This window comes from Rhodopseudomonas sp. WA056, assembly GCF_010906995.1.
Classification (GTDB): Bacteria; Pseudomonadota; Alphaproteobacteria; order Rhizobiales; family Xanthobacteraceae; genus Rhodopseudomonas; species Rhodopseudomonas palustris_G.
This window is the reverse complement of sequence record NZ_QPFS01000012.1, coordinates 1-20,501: the sequence shown is the minus strand read 5'-3', so window position 1 is coordinate 20,501 and position 20,501 is coordinate 1. Positions and strand designations below refer to the sequence as shown.

At 65.8% G+C, this 20,501-nt stretch carries 16 protein-coding genes; 15 read left to right on the top strand and 1 reads right to left on the bottom strand.

All coding sequences use genetic code 11. The features are described from left to right. Positions 1-2 precede the first annotated feature (2 nt). From bchB to hemA, 12 genes are read left to right on the top strand one after another with little or no spacing between them, the layout of a single operon-like run. A complete protein-coding gene (bchB, locus tag DU475_RS04495; protein ID WP_164630906.1) occupies positions 3-1,625 on the top strand; it encodes a ferredoxin:protochlorophyllide reductase (ATP-dependent) subunit B in 1,623 nt (540 codons plus the stop codon). Then, positions 1,600-5,346 carry a magnesium chelatase subunit H gene (locus DU475_RS04490; RefSeq protein ID WP_164630904.1) on the top strand — a complete coding sequence of 1,249 codons (3,747 nt, stop codon included), beginning with the start codon at positions 1,600-1,602 and terminating at the stop codon, positions 5,344-5,346. Before bchB ends, DU475_RS04490 begins: the two co-directional genes overlap by 26 nt. Continuing rightward, positions 5,343-6,281 carry a ferredoxin:protochlorophyllide reductase (ATP-dependent) iron-sulfur ATP-binding protein gene (gene bchL, locus DU475_RS04485; protein ID WP_142882156.1) on the top strand — a complete coding sequence of 313 codons (939 nt, stop codon included), beginning with the start codon at positions 5,343-5,345 and terminating at the stop codon, positions 6,279-6,281. The genes DU475_RS04490 and bchL overlap by 4 nt, the downstream gene beginning before the upstream one ends. Next, complete coding sequence (gene bchM / locus DU475_RS04480; protein ID WP_013503639.1) at positions 6,281-6,982, top strand: magnesium protoporphyrin IX methyltransferase; 702 nt, start codon at positions 6,281-6,283, stop codon at positions 6,980-6,982. The genes bchL and bchM overlap by 1 nt, the downstream gene beginning before the upstream one ends. Next, positions 6,979-8,412, top strand: a complete 1,434-nt coding sequence (locus tag DU475_RS04475) for a BCD family MFS transporter (protein ID WP_047309889.1) — start codon at positions 6,979-6,981, stop codon at positions 8,410-8,412. Before bchM ends, DU475_RS04475 begins: the two co-directional genes overlap by 4 nt. 22 nt (positions 8,413-8,434) lie before the next feature. Further along, the gene (puhA, locus tag DU475_RS04470; protein WP_013503637.1) at positions 8,435-9,202 is read left to right on the top strand and encodes a photosynthetic reaction center subunit H; all 768 of its coding nucleotides are present in this window, start codon (positions 8,435-8,437) and stop codon (positions 9,200-9,202) included. Then, positions 9,199-9,861 (top strand): photosynthetic complex putative assembly protein PuhB, encoded by a 663-nt coding sequence (gene puhB / locus DU475_RS04465; protein ID WP_013503636.1) that lies wholly within the window; start codon positions 9,199-9,201, stop codon positions 9,859-9,861. Before puhA ends, puhB begins: the two co-directional genes overlap by 4 nt. A 13-nt stretch (positions 9,862-9,874) precedes the next feature. Continuing rightward, a complete protein-coding gene (puhC, locus tag DU475_RS04460; protein WP_013503635.1) occupies positions 9,875-10,381 on the top strand; it encodes a photosynthetic complex assembly protein PuhC in 507 nt (168 codons plus the stop codon). A 2-nt stretch (positions 10,382-10,383) separates the two neighbouring features. Then, positions 10,384-10,683, top strand: coding sequence for an O2-dependent cyclase accessory protein (locus DU475_RS04455; protein WP_013503634.1), 300 nt, complete (start codon positions 10,384-10,386; stop codon positions 10,681-10,683). Next, complete coding sequence (gene acsF / locus DU475_RS04450) at positions 10,680-11,777, top strand: magnesium-protoporphyrin IX monomethyl ester (oxidative) cyclase (RefSeq protein ID WP_164630902.1); 1,098 nt, start codon at positions 10,680-10,682, stop codon at positions 11,775-11,777. Before DU475_RS04455 ends, acsF begins: the two co-directional genes overlap by 4 nt. Before the next feature lie 13 nt (positions 11,778-11,790). After that, positions 11,791-12,849: a putative photosynthetic complex assembly protein PuhE gene (gene puhE / locus DU475_RS04445; protein WP_013503632.1), complete on the top strand. Its 1,059-nt coding sequence runs from the start codon at positions 11,791-11,793 to the stop codon at positions 12,847-12,849. Further along, positions 12,846-14,057, top strand: a complete 1,212-nt coding sequence (gene hemA / locus DU475_RS04440) for a 5-aminolevulinate synthase (protein ID WP_047309886.1) — start codon at positions 12,846-12,848, stop codon at positions 14,055-14,057. Before puhE ends, hemA begins: the two co-directional genes overlap by 4 nt. A gap of 232 nt (positions 14,058-14,289) precedes the next feature. On the opposite strand, the gene DU475_RS04435 is transcribed toward hemA, so the two are convergent. Further along, positions 14,290-15,258, bottom strand: a complete 969-nt coding sequence (locus tag DU475_RS04435; protein ID WP_047309885.1) for a LysR family transcriptional regulator — start codon at positions 15,256-15,258, stop codon at positions 14,290-14,292. 703 nt (positions 15,259-15,961) lie between these two features. On the opposite strand from DU475_RS04435, the gene DU475_RS04430 reads away from it, so the two are divergent. The 3 genes from DU475_RS04430 to DU475_RS04420 all read left to right on the top strand — a co-directional run. Continuing rightward, positions 15,962-16,651 carry a response regulator gene (locus DU475_RS04430; protein WP_013503628.1) on the top strand — a complete coding sequence of 230 codons (690 nt, stop codon included), beginning with the start codon at positions 15,962-15,964 and terminating at the stop codon, positions 16,649-16,651. Positions 16,652-16,673: 22 nt separating this feature from the next. After that, positions 16,674-17,510: a response regulator gene (locus tag DU475_RS04425; RefSeq protein WP_013503627.1), complete on the top strand. Its 837-nt coding sequence runs from the start codon at positions 16,674-16,676 to the stop codon at positions 17,508-17,510. A 5-nt stretch (positions 17,511-17,515) separates the two neighbouring features. Then, a partial coding sequence (locus DU475_RS04420; protein WP_164630900.1) for a PAS domain S-box protein occupies positions 17,516-20,501 on the top strand: 2,986 nt, incomplete at its 3' end.

The following is a 20,501-nucleotide window of genomic DNA, read 5'->3' as shown; positions in this document are numbered from 1 at the left end:
CCATGCAGCTTACCGTATGGACCTATGAGGGCCCTCCCCATATCGGCGCGATGCGCGTCGCGACGGGCATGGAGCAATTGCACTACGTGCTCCACGCTCCGCAGGGCGACACCTACGCCGATCTGCTGTTCACGATGATCGAGCGCCGCAACAAGCGGCCGCCGGTGACCTACACGACGTTCGCCGCGCGCGATCTCGGCAAGGACACGGCGGAGCTGTTCATGACCGCGGCCCGCAACGCTTATGCGCGCTTCAAGCCGCAGGCCATGATCGTCGGTGCCTCCTGCACCGGCTCGCTGATCCAGGACGATCCGGGCGGGCTCGCCAAGTCGCTCGGTTTCTCGATCCCGGTGATCCCGATCGATCTGCCGGCGTATCAGCGCAAGGAAAACTGGGGCGCGTCCGAGACGTTCTATCAGCTCGTGCGCGCCATCGCCGGACCGAAGGCGCCGCCTCCCGGCACCAAGCGGCCCGACCGCCCGGCGGGGCAGCGCGCCAAATGCAATCTGCTCGGCCCGACCGCGCTCGGCTTCCGCCACCGCGACGACGTCGCCGAGATCACCAGGCTGCTCGCTCAGCTCGGGATCGACGTCAATGTGGTGGCGCCGATGGGCGCGACGCCGGCGGATCTGACCCGGCTCGGCGATGCCGATTTCAACGTGGTGCTGTATCCGGAAGTCGCCTCGCAGGTGGCGTCGTGGCTGCAGCGGATCTTCCATCAGCCGTTCACCAAGACGATTCCGATCGGCGTCTCGGCGACCCGCGAATTCGTGCGCGAAGTCGCCGGCCTTGCCGGCGTCGATCCGGAGCCGGTGCTGGCGGCAGCGTCGACGCGACTGCCGTGGTACTCGCATTCGGTCGACTCGACCTACCTGACCAACAAGCGCGTCTTCATCTTCGGTGACGCCACCCATGTGATCGCGTCGGCGCGGATCGCGTCGGAAGAGCTGGGCTTCAAGGTGGTCGGCCTCGGCACCTACAGCCGCGAATTCGGCCGCGACGTTCGCGAGGCGGCGGCGAAATACGGCGTCGAGGCGCTGATCACCGACGACTATCTCGAGGTCGAGGCCAAGGTCGCCGAACTGCATCCGGAACTGGTGCTGGGCACCCAGATGGAGCGCCACATCGCCAAGCGCCTCGGCGTGCCCTGCGCGGTGATCTCGGCGCCGGTGCACGTTCAGGATTTCCCTGCGCGCTATGCGCCGCAGATGGGATTCGAAGGCGCCAACGTGATCTTCGATACCTGGGTTCATCCGCTGATGATGGGCCTCGAAGAGCATCTTCTGGCGATGTTCAAGGACGATTTCGAATTCAAGGACGGCGCGCTGCCGTCGCATCTCGGCACTGGCCACGCACCCGCTTCGGCGCCTGCTGTGGCGGAGGTCGCCGTTGCGCTGCCGCAAAGCGCGCCGGTTCTCGACGGTGCAGCATCTGAGCCGGCTCCGACCGCACCCGCCCCCACGGGGGCTGTGTGGGCACCGGAAGCCGAAAAGGAACTGCTGAAGATACCGTTCTTCGTCCGCGGCAAGGCTCGCCGGAATACCGAGCGCTTCGCCAACGAGAATGGTGTCGCAACCATTACTGTCGAGACCTTGTACGATGCCAAAGCGCACTTCGCCCGCTGACAAGACCCCGGTCCGGGTCGTCATCGTCACACTGGACAGCCACCTGTCCGGAGCCGCTGCGCGCGCCCGCAACGCGCTGCGCAAGGATTATCCCGGTATCGAGTTGACGGTGCATTCCGCCGACGAGTGGGGCGGCGACGTCAACGCATTGCAGCGCTGTCTCGCCGACATCGCCACCGGCGACATCATCATCGCCACCATGCTGTTCATGGACGATCACGTCCGCGCGGTGATGCCGGCGCTGCAGGCGCGCCGCAACGATTGCGACGCGCTGGTGTGCTGCATGTCGGCCGCCGAGGTGGTGAAGCTCACCCGTATCGGCAAGTTCGACATGAGCGCCGAAGCGCTCGGCATGATCAACTGGCTGAAGAAGCTGCGTGGTAAAAAGACCGAAGGCAGCGCCGGCAAGGGCGAAATGAAGATGCTGCGGCAGCTCCCGAAGCTGCTGCGCTTCGTGCCCGGCACCGCCCAGGATATGCGCGCCTACTTCCTGACGCTGCAATACTGGCTAGCGGGCTGCGAGCAGAACATCGCCAACATGGTGCGGCTGCTGATCGATCGCTACGCCAGCGGCCCGCGCAAGGGACTGCGCGGCGTCGCCAAGGTCGAGCCGCCGCTCGATTACGCCGATATCGGTGTTTATCACCCGAAGATGAAGGGCCGCATCGCCGAGACGGTCGACAAGCTGCCGCCGGGACCGGCCGACGCCAAGGGCACTGTCGGCGTGCTGCTGCTGCGCTCCTATCTGCTCGCAGGCAATGCCGGTCACTATGACGGGATGCTGGAGTCGTTCGAGGCCAAGGGCCTGCGCGTGATTCCGGTGTTCGCTTCGGGCCTCGATCAGCGCCCGGCGATCGAGAAATTCTTCATCAAGAACGGCCGTCCGGTAGTTGACGCGGTGGTGTCGCTCACCGGCTTCTCGCTGGTCGGCGGCCCGGCCTACAACGACTCCAAGGCGGCGGAAGACATCCTCACCGCGCTCGACGTGCCGTATCTGTCGGCGCATCCGGTCGAGTTTCAGACGCTGGAGCAATGGGCCGCGTCCGATCGCGGTCTGATGCCGGTGGAGAGCACCATCATGGTGGCGATCCCCGAGCTCGACGGCTGCTCCAACCCGATGGTCTATGGCGGCCGCTCCGACGGCGGCGACATTGCCTGCCCGGGCTGCGAGAAGTTCTGCAAGTTCGACCGCAACGAGAGCGGCGGCGACATGTATGTCTGCGCCGAGCGCGCCGAGATGCTGGCCTCGCGCACCGCGCGGCTGATCGCGCTGCGGCGGAGCGAACGCAAGGACCGCAAGATCGCGGCGGTGCTGTTCAACTTCCCGCCGAATGCCGGCAACACCGGCACCGCGGCGTTCCTCGGCGTGTTCGAGTCGCTGTTCAACACGCTGAAGGCGATGAAGGCCGAGGGCTACACCGTCGAGGTGCCGGAAAGCGTCGATGCGTTGCGCGAGGCGATCATCACCGGCAATGCGGCGCGGTTCGGTTCGACCGCCAACGTCCACGCCCGGGTGATGGCCGGCGATCACGTCAAGGCCGAGCGTTATTTGCGCGAGATCGAAGGGCAGTGGGGTCCGGCGCCCGGCAAGCAGCAGAGCGACGGCTCCTCGATCTTCATTCTCGGCGAACGCTTCGGCAACGTGTTCGTCGGCGTGCAGCCGGCGTTCGGTTACGAAGGCGACCCGATGCGCCTGCTGTTCGAGAAGGGGTTCGCGCCGACGCACGCCTTCTCGGCGTTCTATCGCTGGATCAAGCAGGATTTCGGCGCCCATGCGGTGCTGCATTTCGGCACCCACGGCGCGCTGGAATTCATGCCCGGCAAGCAGACCGGCCTGTCCGGCACCTGCTGGCCCGACCGCATGATCGGCGATCTGCCGAACATGTATCTGTACGCCTCCAACAACCCGTCCGAAGGCGCGATCGCCAAGCGGCGGTCGGCGGCGACGCTGGTCAGCTATCTGACGCCGCCGGTGGCGCATGCCGGCCTGTATCGCGGGCTGCTCGAGCTGAAATCCTCGATCGAGCGCTGGCGCGGGCTGACGCCGGAGGAAGAAACCGAACGCGAGAATCTGGCGACGCTGGTGCAGGCGCAGGCAGCCGGCCTCGATCTCGCCGCCGCCGAGCCGGCCTGGACCGCCGAAGAGGCGGGGACGACCATCGCCAAGCTGGCCGATGCCGTGCTCGAGATGGAATACGCGCTGATCCCGCACGGCCTCCACGTCGTCGGCAACGTGCCGTCGGAAGAGGAACGGGTCGAGACGCTGGAAGCGGTCGCCGATGCGATGCACGGCAAGCGCCCCGACAAGTCGGTGCTCGAAGCGCTGGTGCGCGGCGGCCATCCCGAACATCTGTCGGGCAACGGTCCGGAAGCGCAGGCCAATCTCGACATGCTCAAGGAGCTGGCCGGGATCGACAAGCTGCTCGCCGAAGACCATGAGCTCGCCGCGATCCTGCGGGCGCTCGACGGCAAGTTCATCCGTCCGGCGCCGGGCGGCGATCTGCTGCGCACGCCCGCGGTGCTGCCGACCGGCCGCAATCTGCACGGCTTCGATCCGTTCCGGATCCCGTCCGCCTACGCGCTGCAGGACGGCGCCAAGCAGGCGCAGCGGCTGATCGACAAGCACGTCGCCGAGGGCAATCCGCTGCCCGAGACCGTCGCGATCGTGCTGTGGGGCACCGACAACCTGAAGAACGAAGGCGCGCCGATCGGCCAGGCGCTGGCGCTGATGGGCGCCCGGCCGCGGTTCGACGGCTACGGCCGTCTCGCCGGCGCCGACCTGATCCCGCTGGAAGAGCTGGGCCGGCCGCGGATCGACGTGATCATCACCATGTCGGGCATCTTCCGCGACCTGTTGCCGCTGCAGATCAAGCTGCTCGCCGAAGCCGCCTTCATGGCGGCGAGCGCCGAGGAGCCGGCCGAGCAGAACTTCATCCGCAAGCATTCGCTGGCCTACCAGGCCGAGCACAAATGCGACATGGAGACGGCCTCGCTGCGGGTGTTCGGCAATGCCGACGGCGCCTACGGCTCCAACGTCAACCACCTGGTCGAGAACAGCCGCTGGGAAGACGAGGACGAACTCGCCGAGACCTACACCAAGCGCAAGAGCTTCGCTTATGGTCTCAAGGGGCAGCCGGTGCAGCACGCCGAACTGCTCAAGAGCGCGCTCGCCGACGTCGATCTGGCTTACCAGAACCTCGACTCGGTCGAGCTCGGCGTCACCACGGTCGATCATTACTTCGACACGCTCGGCGGCATCAGCCGCGCGGTGCGCAAGGCGAAGGGCGGCCAGGCTGCGCCGGTGTATATCGGCGACCAGACCCGCGGCGCCGGCACGGTGCGGACGCTCTCGGAGCAGGTCGCGCTCGAAACTCGCACCCGGATGCTGAATCCGAAGTGGTACGAGGGCATGCTCAAGCATGGCTACGAAGGCGTGCGTCAGATCGAAGAGCACGTGACAAATACTATGGGCTGGTCGGCAACGACGGGGGAAGTCGCCCCGTGGGTGTACAAGCAGCTCACCGAAACCTTCGTGCTCGATCCCGAAATGCGGGCACGCCTCGCCGCGCTCAATCCGGTGGCTTCGGCGAAAGTCGCCAACCGCCTGATCGAAGCGCACGAACGCAACTACTGGTCTCCGGACCCGGAAATGCTCGAGACCCTGCGCAAGGCAGGCGAAGAGCTCGAGGATCGCCTGGAAGGCGTGGGAGTGGCCGCATGAACATCCTGACTGACCCCCTGAAGCTGAAGACCTCGGGCTGCGCCGACATCAATGCGGGCAAATGCGCCGAGGGCGACGGCGAGGGCAGCGTCCAGGTCCAGCTCGACCCCGAGGTCAAGATCGGCTCCGCCAAGGTGTTCTCGATCTACGGCAAGGGCGGCATCGGCAAGAGCACGACCTCGTCGAACCTGTCGGTGGCGTTCTCCAAGCTCGGCAAGCGCGTGCTGCAGATCGGCTGCGATCCGAAGCACGACTCGACCTTCACGCTCACCAAGAAGCTGATGCCGACGGTGATCGACGTCCTGGAGTCGGTGAACTTCCACTCCGAGGAGCTGCGCCCCGAGGACTTCGTGTTCGAGGGCTACAACGGCGTGATGTGCGTCGAGGCCGGCGGCCCGCCGGCCGGTACCGGCTGCGGTGGCTACGTCGTCGGCCAGACCGTCAAGCTGCTCAAGGAGCATCATCTGCTCGAAGACACCGACGTGGTGATCTTCGACGTGCTCGGCGACGTGGTGTGCGGCGGCTTCGCCTCGCCGCTGCAGCATTCCGAGCGGGCGATGATCGTCGCCGCCAACGACTTCGATTCGATCTTCGCAGCCAACCGCATCGCCGCGGCGATCCAGGCGAAGTCGAAGAACTACAGCGTGCGGCTGGCGGGACTGATTGCCAATCGCAGCCGCGAGACCGACCAGATCGACAAGTTCGGCGCACGCACCGGTATCCAGCGCGTCGCGCATCTGCCGGACCTCGATGTCATCCGGAAGAGCCGTCTGAAAAAGATGACACTTTTTGAGATGGATCACACCGCAGAAATCGAAGCTGTGCAAAATGAATATCTTCGGCTCGCTACCGAATTGTGGGAGGCGAAGGAACCCCCGGTCCAGGGCAAGCCGCTGAAGGATCGCGACATCTTTGATCTCTTGGGATTTGATTGATGGCGTTGGGCAGCTACATTGAGCGACGCGGCGAGCTCGAAACCTATTTCGATCGCACCGCCGCCGACACTTGGGCCAAGCTGACGTCGGATGCGCCGGTCAGCGGTATCCGCGCCACCGTGCGCGCCGGCCGCGACGAAATGCGGGGCACGCTGCTGTCGTGGCTTCCGGCCGACATGACCGGCACCCGGCTGCTCGACGCCGGCTGCGGCACCGGCGCGCTGTCGATCGAGGCGGCGCGGCGCGGTGCCAAGGTCGTCGCGATCGACCTGTCGCCGACGCTGGTGGCGGTGGCGCGCGAGCGCCTGCCGGCCGACATCGATCCGGCCGCGATCGACTTCCGCTCCGGCGACATGCTCGACCCCGAACTCGGCGAGTTCGACTTCGTGGTCGCGATGGACTCGCTGATCCACTATCTGCCGCACGACATCTGCCGGATGCTGGCGACGCTGGCGTCGCGCACCCGGCAGTCGATGGCGGTGACGTTCGCGCCGAAGACGCCGCTGCTGACGCTGATGCATTTCGTCGGCGGCTTCTTCCCGCGTGCCGACCGCGCGCCGGCGATCGAGCCGATCAGCGAAAAGACGCTGCGCGGTCTGGTTGCGGCCGAGCCGCTGCTGGCGCAATGGCAGCCCGGCCGCACCCATCGGGTGTCGTCCGGCTTCTACACCTCGCAGGCCCTGGAGATGGTTCGACGATGAGCCAACTCGCAGCGACATTGGCGAAAGGCTGGATGCGTCTCGGTACGCGCTTCCTGCCGTTCGCCGACGCGGCGACCAAGGAGCTTCCGCTCGGTCGTCTGCTGCGTCTGTCGCTGTTCCAGGTTTCGGTCGGCGCCTCGGTGGTGCTGCTCAACGGCACCCTCAACCGGGTGATGATCGTCGAGCTCGGCGTCACCACCTTGCTGGTCTCGCTGATGGTGTCGCTGCCGCTGGTGTTCGCGCCGTTCCGGGTGCTGATCGGCTTCAAGTCGGACCACCATCGCTCTGTGCTCGGCTGGCGCCGGGTGCCGTACATCTGGATGGGAACGCTGCTGCAGTTCGGCGGCTTCGCCATCATGCCGTTCGCGCTGCTGGTGCTGTCGGGCGAGGGCGCCTATCCGGCGGTGTATGGCCAGATCGGCGCCGCTCTGGCGTTTCTGCTGGTCGGAGCCGGGCTGCACACCACTCAGACCGCCGGGCTCGCGCTCGCCACCGACATCGCGCCGGAAGTGTCGCGGCCGCGGGTGGTCGCGTTTCTGTATGTGATGCTGCTGGTCGGGATGACCGGCAGCGCGCTGATCTTCAGCGAACTGCTGCACGACTTCAGCGAGCTCAGGCTGATCCAGGTGATCCAGGGCGTCGCCGTGCTGCAGCTCGGGCTCAACATCGTGGCGCTGTGGAAGCAGGAAGCTCGCAACCCGCAATTGACCTCGGCGGCGCGGCCGCGACCGCAGTTTGCCGAATCCTGGACCCAGTTCCGCAACGCCGGCGGCTCGACCCGGATGCTGGTGGCGGTCGCGCTCGGCACTGCCGGTTTTTCGATGCAGGACATTCTGCTGGAGCCCTACGGCGCCCAGGTTTTGCAGCTCAGCGTGGGGCAGACCACGGCGCTGACCGCGTTCTTTGCGATCGGCACGCTGTGCGGATTCGCGCTGGCGGCGCGGACCCTCGGCCGTGGCGGCGATCCGTACCGGCTCGCCGGCCTCGGCGCCATGATCGGCATGTTCGCGTTCGCCGCGGTGGTGATGTCGGCGCCGGCGCAATCGGCGGTGCTGTTCCGGATCGGCACCGCGCTGATCGGATTCGGCGGCGGTCTGTTCGCGGCCGGCACCTTGACGGCCGCGATGGCCGTGGCGTCCCGCAGTGATTCAGGAATGGCGCTCGGCACTTGGGGCGCAGTGCAGGCGACCGCAGCCGGCGGCGGCATCCTGCTCGGCGGCGGCATTCGCGATGCCGTCGCAGCTCTCGCCAGCGACGGCGCGCTCGGCGCCGTGCTGTCGGGGCCGGCCATCGGTTACTGCTTCGTCTACTACATCGAGATCGCGTTGCTGTTTGCAACGCTGGTTGCGGTCGGTCCGCTCGTGCGCACGACACGAACGGACTACGCGCAGTCGTCAGCCAAATTCGGCCTAGCCGAATTTCCAAGTTAACTAAGAGGAAGGGGTCTGTCCCATGCAACCCGGAGCGTATTTGGACTTAGCGCAGGTTACCCTGTACGTATTTTGGATCTTCTTCGCTGGCTTGCTGTTCTATCTTCGCCGTGAAGACAAGCGCGAGGGCTATCCGCTGGTCGCCGACAGCGGCAGCGGCACCCGGCTGGCGAAGATCGGCGTGCCTGCGCCGCCGGATCCGAAGACCTACCTGCTGCGTGGCGGTGCCACCAAGACCGTGCCGTCGACCGGCAACGACCGCCCGAACGTGGCGCTCGCCCCGTCGGCGCCGTGGCCCGGTGCGCCGTTCGTGCCGACCGGCAACCCGTTCGCCGACGGCGTCGGCCCCGGCTCCTACGCGCAGCGCGCCGACGTTCCGGAGCTCGCCCTCGACAACCTGCCGGCGATCGCGCCGCTGCGTGCCGCCAAGGGCATGTTCCTCGATCCGCGTGACCCGAATCCGATCGGCATGCCGGTGATCGGCTGCGACGGCGTGGTCGGCGGTACGGTGACCGAAGTCTGGGTCGACCGCGCCGAAGTGCTCGCCCGCTACCTCGAGGTGGAAGTCGCCAAGAGCCGCAAGCGCGTGCTGCTCCCGGTGCCGTTCGCGCTGATCAACGATCCGTCGGGCCGGGTGTCGGTCGACGCGATCCGTGGCGATCAGTTCGCCGGCGTCCCGACCACCGCCAAGAGCGATCAGGTCACCAAGCTCGAAGAAGACAAGATCTGTGCGTATTACGGCGCCGGCACCCTCTACGCCACGCCGCTGCGTTCGGAGTCTCTGGTATGACCGACGTCCCCAGCCAGTTTCGTGAGCTTCCATCGCCCTTGCCGGAGGGAGAGCGCGTCATCTGGCAGGGGAAGCCGACCTACAAGGGGTTGGCCATCAGGTCCTTCCACATGCGGGCGGTGGCGATCTATTTCGCCCTGCTGATCGTGTGGAAGTCCTGGTCGTACTGGTCGAACGGCCAGTCGCCGGCGGAAGCGTTGATCTCGGCATCGACGCTTCTGATCCCGGCGGCGATCGGCCTCGGGCTGCTCGCGTTGCTGGTCTGGTTGTTCCGGCGCGCGACCTGCTACACCATCACCTCGAAGCGCGTCCTGATCCAGATGGGCGTGGCGCTGCCGATCACGATCAACATTCCGTTGACCCGGATCGCCAACGCCGACCTCCGCCGCAATCGCGACGGCAGCGGCGACATTCCGCTGCGCGTCATCGACGACAGGCGCGCATCCTACGTCCTGCTGTGGCCGCACGTGCGGCCCTGGTACATCAACAATCCCGAACCGATGCTGAATTCGGTTCCGGACGTCGCCGCCGTCGCCGCCAAGCTCGCCGAGGCGGTGAAGGCGCAGACCGACAGCTCCGCGGTGGCGATCGTGCAATCCACCAGCAGCGGCCCGGAAGACGGTCCGCTGCCGAGTTCAACCGCAACGGCAATAGCCTGAACCGGAGATCGAGATGAGCGAGGCCGCGCACAATCTCAATGTCCCGAAGGGTGTCCTGATCGCGGCTGCGGCGGTCGTGTTGTTCACGATCGCCGCGGCGGCGACCACCAGCCTGACCGGCATCGGTCATTCCAAAATGACGCCGCCGGCGATGGTCGAAAGCCTCGACCTGAACTTCGAAGACAGTCCCGACGGTGCGGTGCTGGTGTATCGTTCTGCCGACCGGCAGCTCGTGGCGTCGCTGCAGCCCGGCCAGTCCGGGTTCGTGCGGGTCGTGATGCACGGTATGGCGCGCGAGCGCCAGAAGTCCGGCATCGGCTCGACGCCGTCGTTCCAGCTCGCCCGCTACGTCAACGGGCAGTACACGCTGACCGATCCGGTCACCAAGAAGGTGATCGACCTCAACGCGTTCGGCGCCGACAATCTGCGCGCCTTCGCACAATTGATGCCCGCCGGCGACGGCGCGGACCAAACCACCTCCAATAATCAGGACCCCACCGGGAAAGGCGCTTCGAAATAAGCATGTTCGGACTAGGGAAACGCACGAGCTTCGACGTCCCCTGCACGGTCGAGATCGAACAGACCTCGGAAACCCTGCATGCACACGTCGTCCTCGACGGCGATATCGAAATCGGACCCGGCGACGAGGTCCTGGTTCACGATGCGCCGACCCACGTCGACTTCGGCGAACGTTTGGTCGTTCGTCGCACCGCAACCGTGGTCCGTGCCGGTCTTCTCGACAAGATCCGTGCGCGGTTCGAAGGCTACCGTGAACTGACCGAACTGTACGAAGTCAGCTTTTCGACCGGGAGGGCTCAATGATTCCAATGGAGGGCGGCGCCCAGGGCGCAGTGCGATCGCGACCAGACATCAAGGGCAGCATCGACAGCCTCGAAATCGCCAAGCAAGACACCATTCTGACCCCGCGGTTCTACACCACCGACTACGCCGCGATGGACAAGCTCGACGTCAGCCTCGTTCGTTCCGAATGGAATACGATGATGAACGAGCTGCGTGCCGACTACAACAAGTCGCACTTCAAGAAGACCGACGAATTCATCGAGAGCGACCTCGACAAGCTGCCGCCCGAGCTGCGCGCCGAATTCAAGGACTTCCTGGTATCGTCGCTGACCGCCGAATTTTCCGGCTGCGTGCTGTATTCCGAGATCAAGAAGCGGATCAAGAACCCGGAAATCCGCGAGCTGTTCGGTCTGCTCAGCCGCGACGAGGCCCGCCACGCCGGCTTCATCAACGAGATCCTCAAGGATCACGGCATCGGCGTCGACCTGTCGTTCCTGACCAAGGTCAAGAAATACACCTACTTCCGGCCGAAGTTCATCTTCTACGCGACCTATCTGTCGGAGAAGATCGGCTACGCCCGCTACATCACCATCTATCGCCAGATGGAGCGCCATCCCGAGCGCCGCTTCCACCCGATCTTCAAATGGTTCGAGCGCTGGTGCAACGACGAGTTCCGCCACGGCGAGGCGTTCGCGCTTCTGATGCGCGCCGACCCGTCGCTGCTGTCCGGCGTCAACAAGCTGTGGATCCGGTTCTTCCTGCTCGCGGTGTTCGCGACCATGTACGTCCGCGACCACATGCGGCCGGCGTTCTACGAGGCGCTGGGAGTCGACGCCACCGACTACGACATGCAGGTGTTCCGCGTCACCACCGAGATCTCCAAGCAGGTGTTTCCGGTGATGATCAACCTCGACGATCCGCGCTTCCTCAGGAACCTCGAACGGATCCGCATCGCCGCCGAGAAGATCGAGAAGAGCCACAGCCAGGGGCTGCTCGGCAGGATGAAACGTCCGTTCCATGCCGCCGCGGCGGCGCTGGCGTTCGCTCGCCTGTTCCTGCTCCCGGCCAAGCGCAACGAACTGCCGCGCGTCATCGGCCTGCGTCCGGCGTGGTGAGGAGGACGGTCCGATGATCAGCTACCTCGGCCCACCGATCTTCGCGGCGTTCGTCTGGTGGTTCTCCACCGGGGCGGTGTTGTTGCTGGTCGGCAGCGTCGGCCGCTCGGAGTTGCTGCGGGCGGTGTGTGCCGGGGGAATGCTGATCATCGCGCTGTGCGGCCTGTCGGTGACAGCGAACGACGTCAGCGTCGGCGCGGCCTACATGGCGTTCAGTTGCATCATCTTCCTGTGGGGCGCCCAGGAGATCGCCTTCCTGTCGGGCTGGCTCACCGGCCCGCGGGCCGAGCCGTGCCCGCCCGGCGCCAAGGGCTTCGTGCGCTTCAGCTATGCGTTGCAGGCAATCCTTTATCACGAGATCTGCCTGCTCGCTTGCGGCGGCGTGGTGCTTCTGGTCACGCTCGGCGCCGAGAACCAGGTCGGGCTGTGGACCTATGTGGCGCTGTGGGTGCTGCGCCAGAGCGCCAAGATCAATCTGTTCCTCGGCGTGCCCGTCACCAATGACGAGCTGATGCCGGATGCCGTCCAGTTCCTGAAGACCTATTTCGCCCGCAAGCCGGTCAGCGCGTTCTTCCCGATTTCGGTGACGCTGGCGACTGCGGTGCTGGTGGTTATGATCCAGCGCATTGTGGAAGTCGCCGATACGCCGTTTGAAGTGGTCGGGCTGACGCTGGTGTCGACGCTGTTTGCGCTCGGTGTCGTCGAGCATTGGTTCATGCTGCTGCCCCTGCCTGCCATCACGCTGTGGAGCTGGGGCATTCGTCCAGGTTTCTCGCCGGAGAACATCGTCATGGAACAGAACCCCTCCGCCACCATCGCTGCTGCGTCCGCGCAGGGCTCCTCGCAGCACGCCGACTCTCAGGCCGCGGTCGAGACTCGCTCCGCACCGCAGCTCGTCGTCGTTCCCACCGCCCGCGCCGAGGAGGCGCAGCCGAAGGCGCGCCAGGTTTGCGCCCGGCAGCGGCTGGAAGACCAGTTCCGCCAGACCTTCCTGGAGCAACATCCCCGGAGCGGCTTGGCATCGGCTCGGGTCGCAGAACCCGCCGCGACGCTCAACGGGAGGACGTCATGAACTACGAAGCCTATTTCAAGCGGCAGATCGAAGGCCTCCATCGCGAGGGTCGCTATCGCGTGTTCGCCGACCTGGAGCGCCACGCGGGTTCGTTCCCGCGCGCGACTCACCATCGGCCCGAAGGCATCAGCGAAGTCACAGTTTGGTGCTCGAACGACTATCTCGGCATGGGCCAGCACCCGGCGGTGCTGAGCGCGATGCACGAGGCGCTGGATTCCTGCGGAGCCGGCGCCGGCGGCACCCGCAACATCGCCGGCACCAACCACTATCACGTGCTGCTGGAGCAGGAGCTTGCGGCACTGCACGGCAAGGAAGCCGGTCTGCTGTTCGCCTCCGGTTACGTCTCGAACTGGGCGACGCTGTCGACGCTGGCGTCGCGGATGCCCGGCTGCGTGATCCTGTCGGACGAGCTGAATCACGCCTCGATGATAGAGGGCATCCGGCACAGCCGCAGCGAGACCCGGATCTTCGCCCACAACGATCCGCGCGATCTCGAGCGCAAGCTCGCCGATCTCGATCCGCACGCCCCGAAGCTGGTGGCGTTCGAGTCGGTGTATTCGATGGACGGCGACATCGCGCCGATCGCCGAAATCTGCGATGTCGCCGACGCGCACAACGCCATGACCTATCTGGACGAGGTCCACGGCGTCGGCCTGTACGGTCCGAACGGCGGCGGCATCGCCGACCGTGAGGGACTGAGCCACCGCCTCACCGTGATCGAAGGCACCCTGGCGAAAGCGTTCGGCATCGTCGGCGGTTACATCACCGGCTCGGCGGCGCTGTGCGACTTCGTCCGCAGCTTCGCCTCGGGCTTCATCTTCTCGACCTCGCTGCCGCCGGCGGTCGCCGCCGGAGCGCTGGCCAGCGTTCGCCACATCCGCTCGAGCTCGGCCGAGCGCGATCGCCATCAGGATCGCGTCGCCCGGCTGCGGATGCGGCTCGACCAGGTCGGCGTCGCCCACATGCCGAACCCGAGCCACATCGTGCCGGTGATGGTCGGCGACGCCGTGCTGTGCAAGCAGATCAGCGACGAGCTGATCAACCGCTATGGCATCTATGTGCAGCCGATCAACTATCCGACCGTGCCGCGCGGCACCGAGCGGCTGCGGATCACGCCGTCGCCGCAGCACACCGACGCCGATATCGAGCATCTGGTGCAGGCGCTCGCCGAAATCTGGGCACGGGTCGGCCTCGCCAAGGCCGCCTGAGTCGTTCACCGATCTACCCGAGCAAGACTGGCGCGCGCCGCAAGGCGCGCGCTTTTGTCTCTACGAGGTGCTTTTGCCCGTGGCTGCCCGCACCGGGCTTCTCCCTGTGCGCGCGAAGTGGCCGGATTGCGCAGCAATCCAGCCGAGGGGGGCGTTTCCGCACAGCCGAGCTTCGAGATCCACGACGGTGAAAGGCCGGGCTCAGCGGATCAGAGCCACCGGCACCCTCCGTTCAGCCGCGCTTGCCGCGGGGCGAGGGCCGGGTCAGCCGTAGCCGGCCGTGGGTGCGCGGCAGGAACTGCGGGCCTTCGGCCTTCAGGAAGTCGAGCATCGCCCGCGCCGGCGGCAGCAGCACCTTGTCCCGACGACTGACCACGAACCACTGCCGCACCACCGGCAATCCTTCGACATCCAGAATCACCAGCCGCCGCTCGTCGAGCTCGGTGGCGACGGTGTGGGCCGAGATGAAGGCGATGCCGAGCCCGGCGATCACCGCCTGCTTGATGGTCTCGTTGCTGGTCATCTCCATGCCGATCGCCGGGCTGATTCCGGCGCCGCCGAAGAACTGCTCCATCAGGCTGCGCGTGCCCGAGCCGGGCTCGCGGGTCACGAAGGTCTCGCTCGCCAGTTCGGCCGGCGCAATGCCGTCCTTGCGGGCCAGCCGATGCGCGGTCGGCGCGATGACGACGTGTGGATGGTCGCCGATCAGGTGGACGTCGACCTCGAGATCGACCGGCGGACGTCCCATGATGGCGATGTCGAGTTCGTAGTTGCGCAGCTCGGCGCCGATTTCCTGGCGATTGCCGATCGACAGATGCACGTCGATCTTCGGATGACGCTTGAGAAAGCCCGAGATCGCGAACGGCACGAAGTACTTCGCGGTCGACACCGCGCCGATCGAAATCCGTCCCGCGGTCTTGCCGGCGATCATCTCCAGCGAGGTCTCGCACGCGGCGATCGCGGCCTCGATCCGCTCGCTGAGCGCCAGCACTTCGCGCCCGGCGTCGGTCAGCCGCATTCCGTCACTGCTGCGCTGGATCAGCGGCAGATCGGCGAGCGCCTGCAGATTGCGGAGCTGCAGTGTCACGGCCGGCTGCGTCAGGTTCAATTTGACTGCCGCCGCGGTGATGCTGCCGGTCTCTGCCAACGCCGCCAGCGCGCGGAGCTGGCGGATCGAGACGGTCCTGAATTGTCGACTCATCGAACAACGACTGCATGCGTGGCGGTGGTCAAGTTTCGGTCATTCGCTCCGGAGGGTCAACCTTGACCGAACGCGCTGTGTCGTCCGCACCGGCGGCACGTCCGGCACGGCAGGCGCCGATCGGGCGTTCGACGATGTCGAGGTGGACGGTGATCGGACATCGATCGGCGTGCCCGGCGGCTTGCGTATCAGCGCCATAGCTGCCGTGCGTTGGTTTCGGCTGATCTCGAACCGCAGGTCTGTGTCGTGTCGGAGAGGCGCGCCGGATTGCGTGCGCGTGTGTGTCGTCGACTGCTGCGGCGAATCGATTAGTTGCGTTGCGGGCGCGTCGATTCGATTAGTTGCGTCGATGGCGCTGCGGGTCGGGTGCGGTCGCTTCGGTGGGTGTGGTCCGGCGTGTGCGTCGTCTGGCGGAGTGTGGATTGTACGGGGAGGGGGCTTCGTAGAGTTCCGAGTAATGTCGAAATTAGTACGTAACTACGTGCAATACCGAGTAACTGGCCGGGGTGCTTTCCATCGAGTGAGAATCGAGGTCACTTAAACGGTATGTTAGCGAGCTAACTATCATGGTGGTCGTCGTGGGGTTCGTCATGGGGTCCGTCATGGGGCTCGTTGTGGTGGTCGTCATGGCGTTGGGTCGATGCGGGTCGGAGAGGTTGTTTGTCACGGCAGGACCGGCGCGGGTGTCGGATAGGGAGGTCGTGTGAAGAGTCGTGTTCTGCATATCGACGACGATCCGGCGATGCTGAAAGTTGTTGCGGCGGTGCTGTCACGTGATCCGACGCTCGAGACCAGAGGGTGCCTCTCCGCCGAGGAGGGGATGCGCGCCGCTGCCGAATGGCTGCCGGATCTGATTTTGAGCGACGTTTCGATGCCCGAGGTCGACGGTCTCCAGTTGCTGGGGGAGTTGCGCAATCGGCCGCTCACCATGGGCATCCCGGTCGTGTTCACCACCGCTTGTGGCAGATTCGAGGACATCGCCGATTTCAAAGCGCTCGGCGCGTCCGGCATCATCGCAAAGCCTTTCAATCTGCGGGAGTTGATCGGCAGCGTGCGCGGATATCTGGCGCTCGCGGCATCCGCGGTCGACGACGCCGGCCCGGCGCCGGAGATCGGAATCCGGGATCGCTTCAAAGATGATGCCGCGTTGCTCCGGGAGTTGCGCGGACCCTTCGAAGCCGGCGGCGCGCCGGACGATTTGCGGCACGTCGTCCACAAGCTGGTCGGTGTCGCGGGGATCTACGGCTTCGGAGCGATCAGCGATGCTGCGGCAGCGGTCGAGGACGGGATCGCACATATGACGCCCGACGGCGTCGCCCGAGCCGACACGCTTGCAGGGCTGGATGGCCTCCTCGAATTGCTCGATCGGAACAGCGGCCCGCGACCGGATTGATCATCGCGATTTGGAGAGCCGTATGAACGCGCCCGTGATCCTGATTGCCGACGATGATCCTGCCGTTCTGGCGGCGCTGTCGACCCGCTGCAGGAAGATGGGGTTCGAGGTCGACACCGCGACCAACGGCCTGCAGATGCTGCTGAAGGCCAGACGCAGCTCGCCCGACCTGATCATCGTCGACATCAACATGCCGAAGCTCGACGGGCTCACCGCCTCGTACCATCTGCTCGAACCGGGCGGCCTTTCGGCGGACGTCATCATCGTCACCGGCACCCCGAGCGACGAAACGCTGCAGCACTGCGAGGCGATGGGGCTGTTCTACGCCTGCAAGCGCGAGCAATTCTGGCAGGATATCTGTCAGGCCCTCATGGAGATCTTTCCGCACATGGCCGAAGCGATCGCCGAGCAGATCGGGCCGTTTGCGACGATGCCGGACGCCGTGCCGAGCAATCCGCGCGTGCTGGTGGTCGACGACGACGAGCAGGTCGCCCAGTTCCTCTCCAGCCGCCTGAAGAAGCTCGGCATCGAGGTGCTGTACGCGCCAAATGCGGCCCGTGCCCTGCGGCTCGCCGCCAGCCATTATCCCAGCGTCGTCGTCACCGACTACTACATGCCCGAAGGCGACGCGGAGTTTCTGATCATGCGGCTGCGGAGCTCGCGCGCCACGGCGCAGATCCCGGTCATCGTCATCAGCGGAAGGGAGCTCGACGAGACCACTGCCAAGCAGCTCAAGCGAGAGATGCTGGGCTATCCCGGCGCCGTCGGCATCTTCAGGAAGTCGTTCGACGTCAGCGAGCTGTTCGATGCGATCCAGCAATATTGCTCGGCCGAGCCGATTGCTGCCGTGAAGCTCTGACACCGATGGTTGCCGGCCTGTCCCCAGGAGCGTCCGCACCCAAGGTCTCGCAGCCGGTCGCGCGCGAGCGGGCGGCGCAGCGGCGGTGGCTGGTCGGGATGGTCGTCGGAACGGTGGCCAGCGCGCTGTTGAGCGCCCTCGTCGCCTATGGGGTCGCGGAGCAGAATGTCCGCACCGTGGCGCGCAAGTTCGATGCGCTCGCCGCCGATCTCACCGATCAGCTCGAGGACAATCTCGGCAGCTATCGCTTCGGACTGCTGGCCGCGCGCGGCGTCGTGGTGGCCAGCGGCGGCGAGTCGATCAGCTTCGACACCTTTCATCGCTACGCCGAGACGCGCGACTTTCTCCGGGAGTTCCCGGGCGCCCGCGGATTTGGCTTCGTCCGTCCGGTCGAACCGCAGGACGTGGCGGCGTTCGTCGCGCAGCGGCGCGCCGGCGGTCAGCCGACCTACAAGGTCTCCCAACTGGCCCCGCACGACGGTACGCGATACCTCGTCACCTACCTTGAGCCGAGCCACATCAACGCCGTCGCGTACGGCATCGATCTGGCCTCGGAGAGCAGCCGCAAGACGGCTGCCGATGCGGCGGCGGCGACCGGCGAGGCGACGATGACGGCGCCGATCGAACTGCTACCGATCAGCGGGATGGACAGCGGAGTGCTGATTCTGCTGCCGGTGTATCGCACCGGCGATCCGATCGCGACCGAGGAGCAGCGGCGACGGGCGCTGATCGGCTGGGCCTTCACCGCGATCGACATCTACCAGATCCTGGCGGACCTCCACAGCGCCACCGGCGCGTTCGGGTTTACACTGACCGACGATGGCGGAGCGCCGTTTCACACCGTCGGCAGGCCGCAGGACGTTGGGATGTCGTTGCCGGCACGCGAGATTTCGTTCGCGGTCTACGGCCGCACCTGGCACATCCAGATCTGGGCGTTGCCGCCGTTCGTGAACTCCTTGAGTCTGCCGAGCCCGTGGCTCGGCTTCACCGTCACGCTGGCGCTCGGATTTCTGCTCACCTCGCTCGTCAATCTGCAGATTTCGTATAAGGCCCGCCGCGCCGAGCACGACATCGCACGGTCGCGGCTGGCGGCGATCTTCGAAAGCTCGAACGACGCGATCATCGCCAAATCGGTCGACGGCACGGTGGTCGATTGGAACAAGGCGGCCGAGCGATTGTTCGGCTATTCCGCCGAAGAGGCGATCGGCCGGCCGACGACCGAATTGATCGTTCCGGAGTCGCTCTGGGACGAGGAAAGCCGCATCTTCGCCGACATCCGCGATGGACAGAAGGTCAGCCATTTCCGGACCAAGCGCAACAAACGCAACGGCGATCCCGTCGACGTCGCCGTCAGCGTCTCGCCGATCCGCTGCGAAGACGGTTCACTGATCGGCATCGCGACCGCCGCGCGCGACATCACCGATCTGGTGGCGGCCGAACACAAGATCCGCAACCTCAACGCCTGGCTGGAACGGCAGGTCGCCGAGCGCACCGCGCAGCTCGAGAAGACGCTCACACTGCAGTCCGCCATCCTCGAACGCGCCGCTTATGCGGTGATCGCCACCGACGTCACCGGCACCATTACGCTGTTCAATCCGGCGGCCGAGCGGATGCTGGGCTACGAGGCCGAGGATCTGATCGGCCGGGCGACCGCGATGCTGTTTCACGATCCCGATGAACTCGCCGCGCGCGCCGACGCGTTGCGGCAGGAGGGGGTCGATGTCGGCTCGAATCTCGGCGTGCTGCGTGCGCGCCTCGCGCGCAGCGATCCCGACACCGCGGTGTGGACCTATATCAACGCGGAGGGGGGCCGGATTCCCGTCCGGCTGACGCTCAGCCGGCTGCGGACGAAAGACGGGACCGATCTCGGTGTCCTCGGAATCGCGGTCGATCTGACCGAGCAGCTCAAATACGAGAACGAACTGAAGGCCGCGCGCGCCAGCGCCGAGAAGGCCGGCGCCGCCAAGGCGGATTTCCTCGCCAATATGAGCCACGAGATCCGCACCCCGCTCAACGGCATCATCGGCTACGCCGATCTGGTGCTGGAAGACCAGACGCTGGCGCTGGACACCCGTCGGCAGGTGATACGGATCTTCGAAGCCAGCGACTCGTTGCGGGTGATCATCGACGACATCCTCGACTTCTCGAAGATCGAGGCGCTCGGCGTGACGCTGGAAAGCAAGCCGCTCTACGTCGAGCAACTGATCGACAACTGCATGTCGATCATCCAGCGGAAGGCCGAGAAGAAGGGACTTGAACTGCGGGTCGACGCGCACGAAATCCCGGCGGTTCTGATGGGCGATGGTGCGCGCCTGCGACAGGTGCTCCTCAATCTGCTCAACAATGCCGTCAAGTTCACCGAGGCCGGCTCCGTCGAATTGAACGTCGCCTGCCTGTCGCGCGTCGGCGATCGTGCGCGGCTGCGTATCACCGTCACCGACACCGGCATCGGCATCTCGGCACAGGATCAGAAGGGATTGTTCAAGCGCTTCAGTCAGGCCGACGAGACGATCTCCCGCAAATACGGCGGCACCGGGCTCGGCCTCGCGATCTCGCAGCGCATCGTTCAGGCGATGGGCGGCGAGATCGGCATCGACAGCGCGCCCGGCCGCGGGAGCACGTTCTATTTCGAGATCGAACTACCGATCGCCGCCGAGCTCGACATCGAGAGGAGCGAAACGCTGGTGGAGGCCGGCCGCAGCCTCAAGATCCTGGTGGTGGACGACGTCGAGATGAATCGCGATCTGTGCAAGACCATGCTGACCCGGGCCGGCCACGAGGTCGACCTCGCCGACGGTGGCAGCGCCGCGATCGCGATGGTCGGCAGCCGCCGCTACGACGTGATCTTCATGGACATTCAAATGGGCGAAATGGACGGTCTCGAGGCCACCCGCCGCCTCCGCGCTCTCGGTGGGGAGGGGGGCGGGGGGGCGATCATCGCGCTCACTGCGAACGTCCTTCCTGAGCAGGTGGCACGCTACAAGGAGGCGG

Excerpts from the sequence above, each read along its gene's own strand:
- bchB (WP_164630906.1), top strand. The coding sequence starts at position 3 with ATGCAGCTTACCGTATGGACCTATGAGGGCCCTCCCCATATCGGCGCG.
- DU475_RS04490 (WP_164630904.1), top strand. The coding sequence starts at position 1,600 with ATGCCAAAGCGCACTTCGCCCGCTGACAAGACCCCGGTCCGGGTCGTC.
- bchL (WP_142882156.1), top strand. The coding sequence starts at position 5,343 with ATGAACATCCTGACTGACCCCCTGAAGCTGAAGACCTCGGGCTGCGCC.
- bchM (WP_013503639.1), top strand. The coding sequence starts at position 6,281 with ATGGCGTTGGGCAGCTACATTGAGCGACGCGGCGAGCTCGAAACCTAT.
- DU475_RS04475 (WP_047309889.1), top strand. The coding sequence starts at position 6,979 with ATGAGCCAACTCGCAGCGACATTGGCGAAAGGCTGGATGCGTCTCGGT.
- puhA (WP_013503637.1), top strand. The coding sequence starts at position 8,435 with ATGCAACCCGGAGCGTATTTGGACTTAGCGCAGGTTACCCTGTACGTA.
- puhB (WP_013503636.1), top strand. The coding sequence starts at position 9,199 with ATGACCGACGTCCCCAGCCAGTTTCGTGAGCTTCCATCGCCCTTGCCG.
- puhC (WP_013503635.1), top strand. The coding sequence starts at position 9,875 with ATGAGCGAGGCCGCGCACAATCTCAATGTCCCGAAGGGTGTCCTGATC.
- DU475_RS04455 (WP_013503634.1), top strand. The coding sequence starts at position 10,384 with ATGTTCGGACTAGGGAAACGCACGAGCTTCGACGTCCCCTGCACGGTC.
- acsF (WP_164630902.1), top strand. The coding sequence starts at position 10,680 with ATGATTCCAATGGAGGGCGGCGCCCAGGGCGCAGTGCGATCGCGACCA.
- puhE (WP_013503632.1), top strand. The coding sequence starts at position 11,791 with ATGATCAGCTACCTCGGCCCACCGATCTTCGCGGCGTTCGTCTGGTGG.
- hemA (WP_047309886.1), top strand. The coding sequence starts at position 12,846 with ATGAACTACGAAGCCTATTTCAAGCGGCAGATCGAAGGCCTCCATCGC.
- DU475_RS04435 (WP_047309885.1), bottom strand. The coding sequence starts at position 15,258 with ATGAGTCGACAATTCAGGACCGTCTCGATCCGCCAGCTCCGCGCGCTG.
- DU475_RS04425 (WP_013503627.1), top strand. The coding sequence starts at position 16,674 with ATGAACGCGCCCGTGATCCTGATTGCCGACGATGATCCTGCCGTTCTG.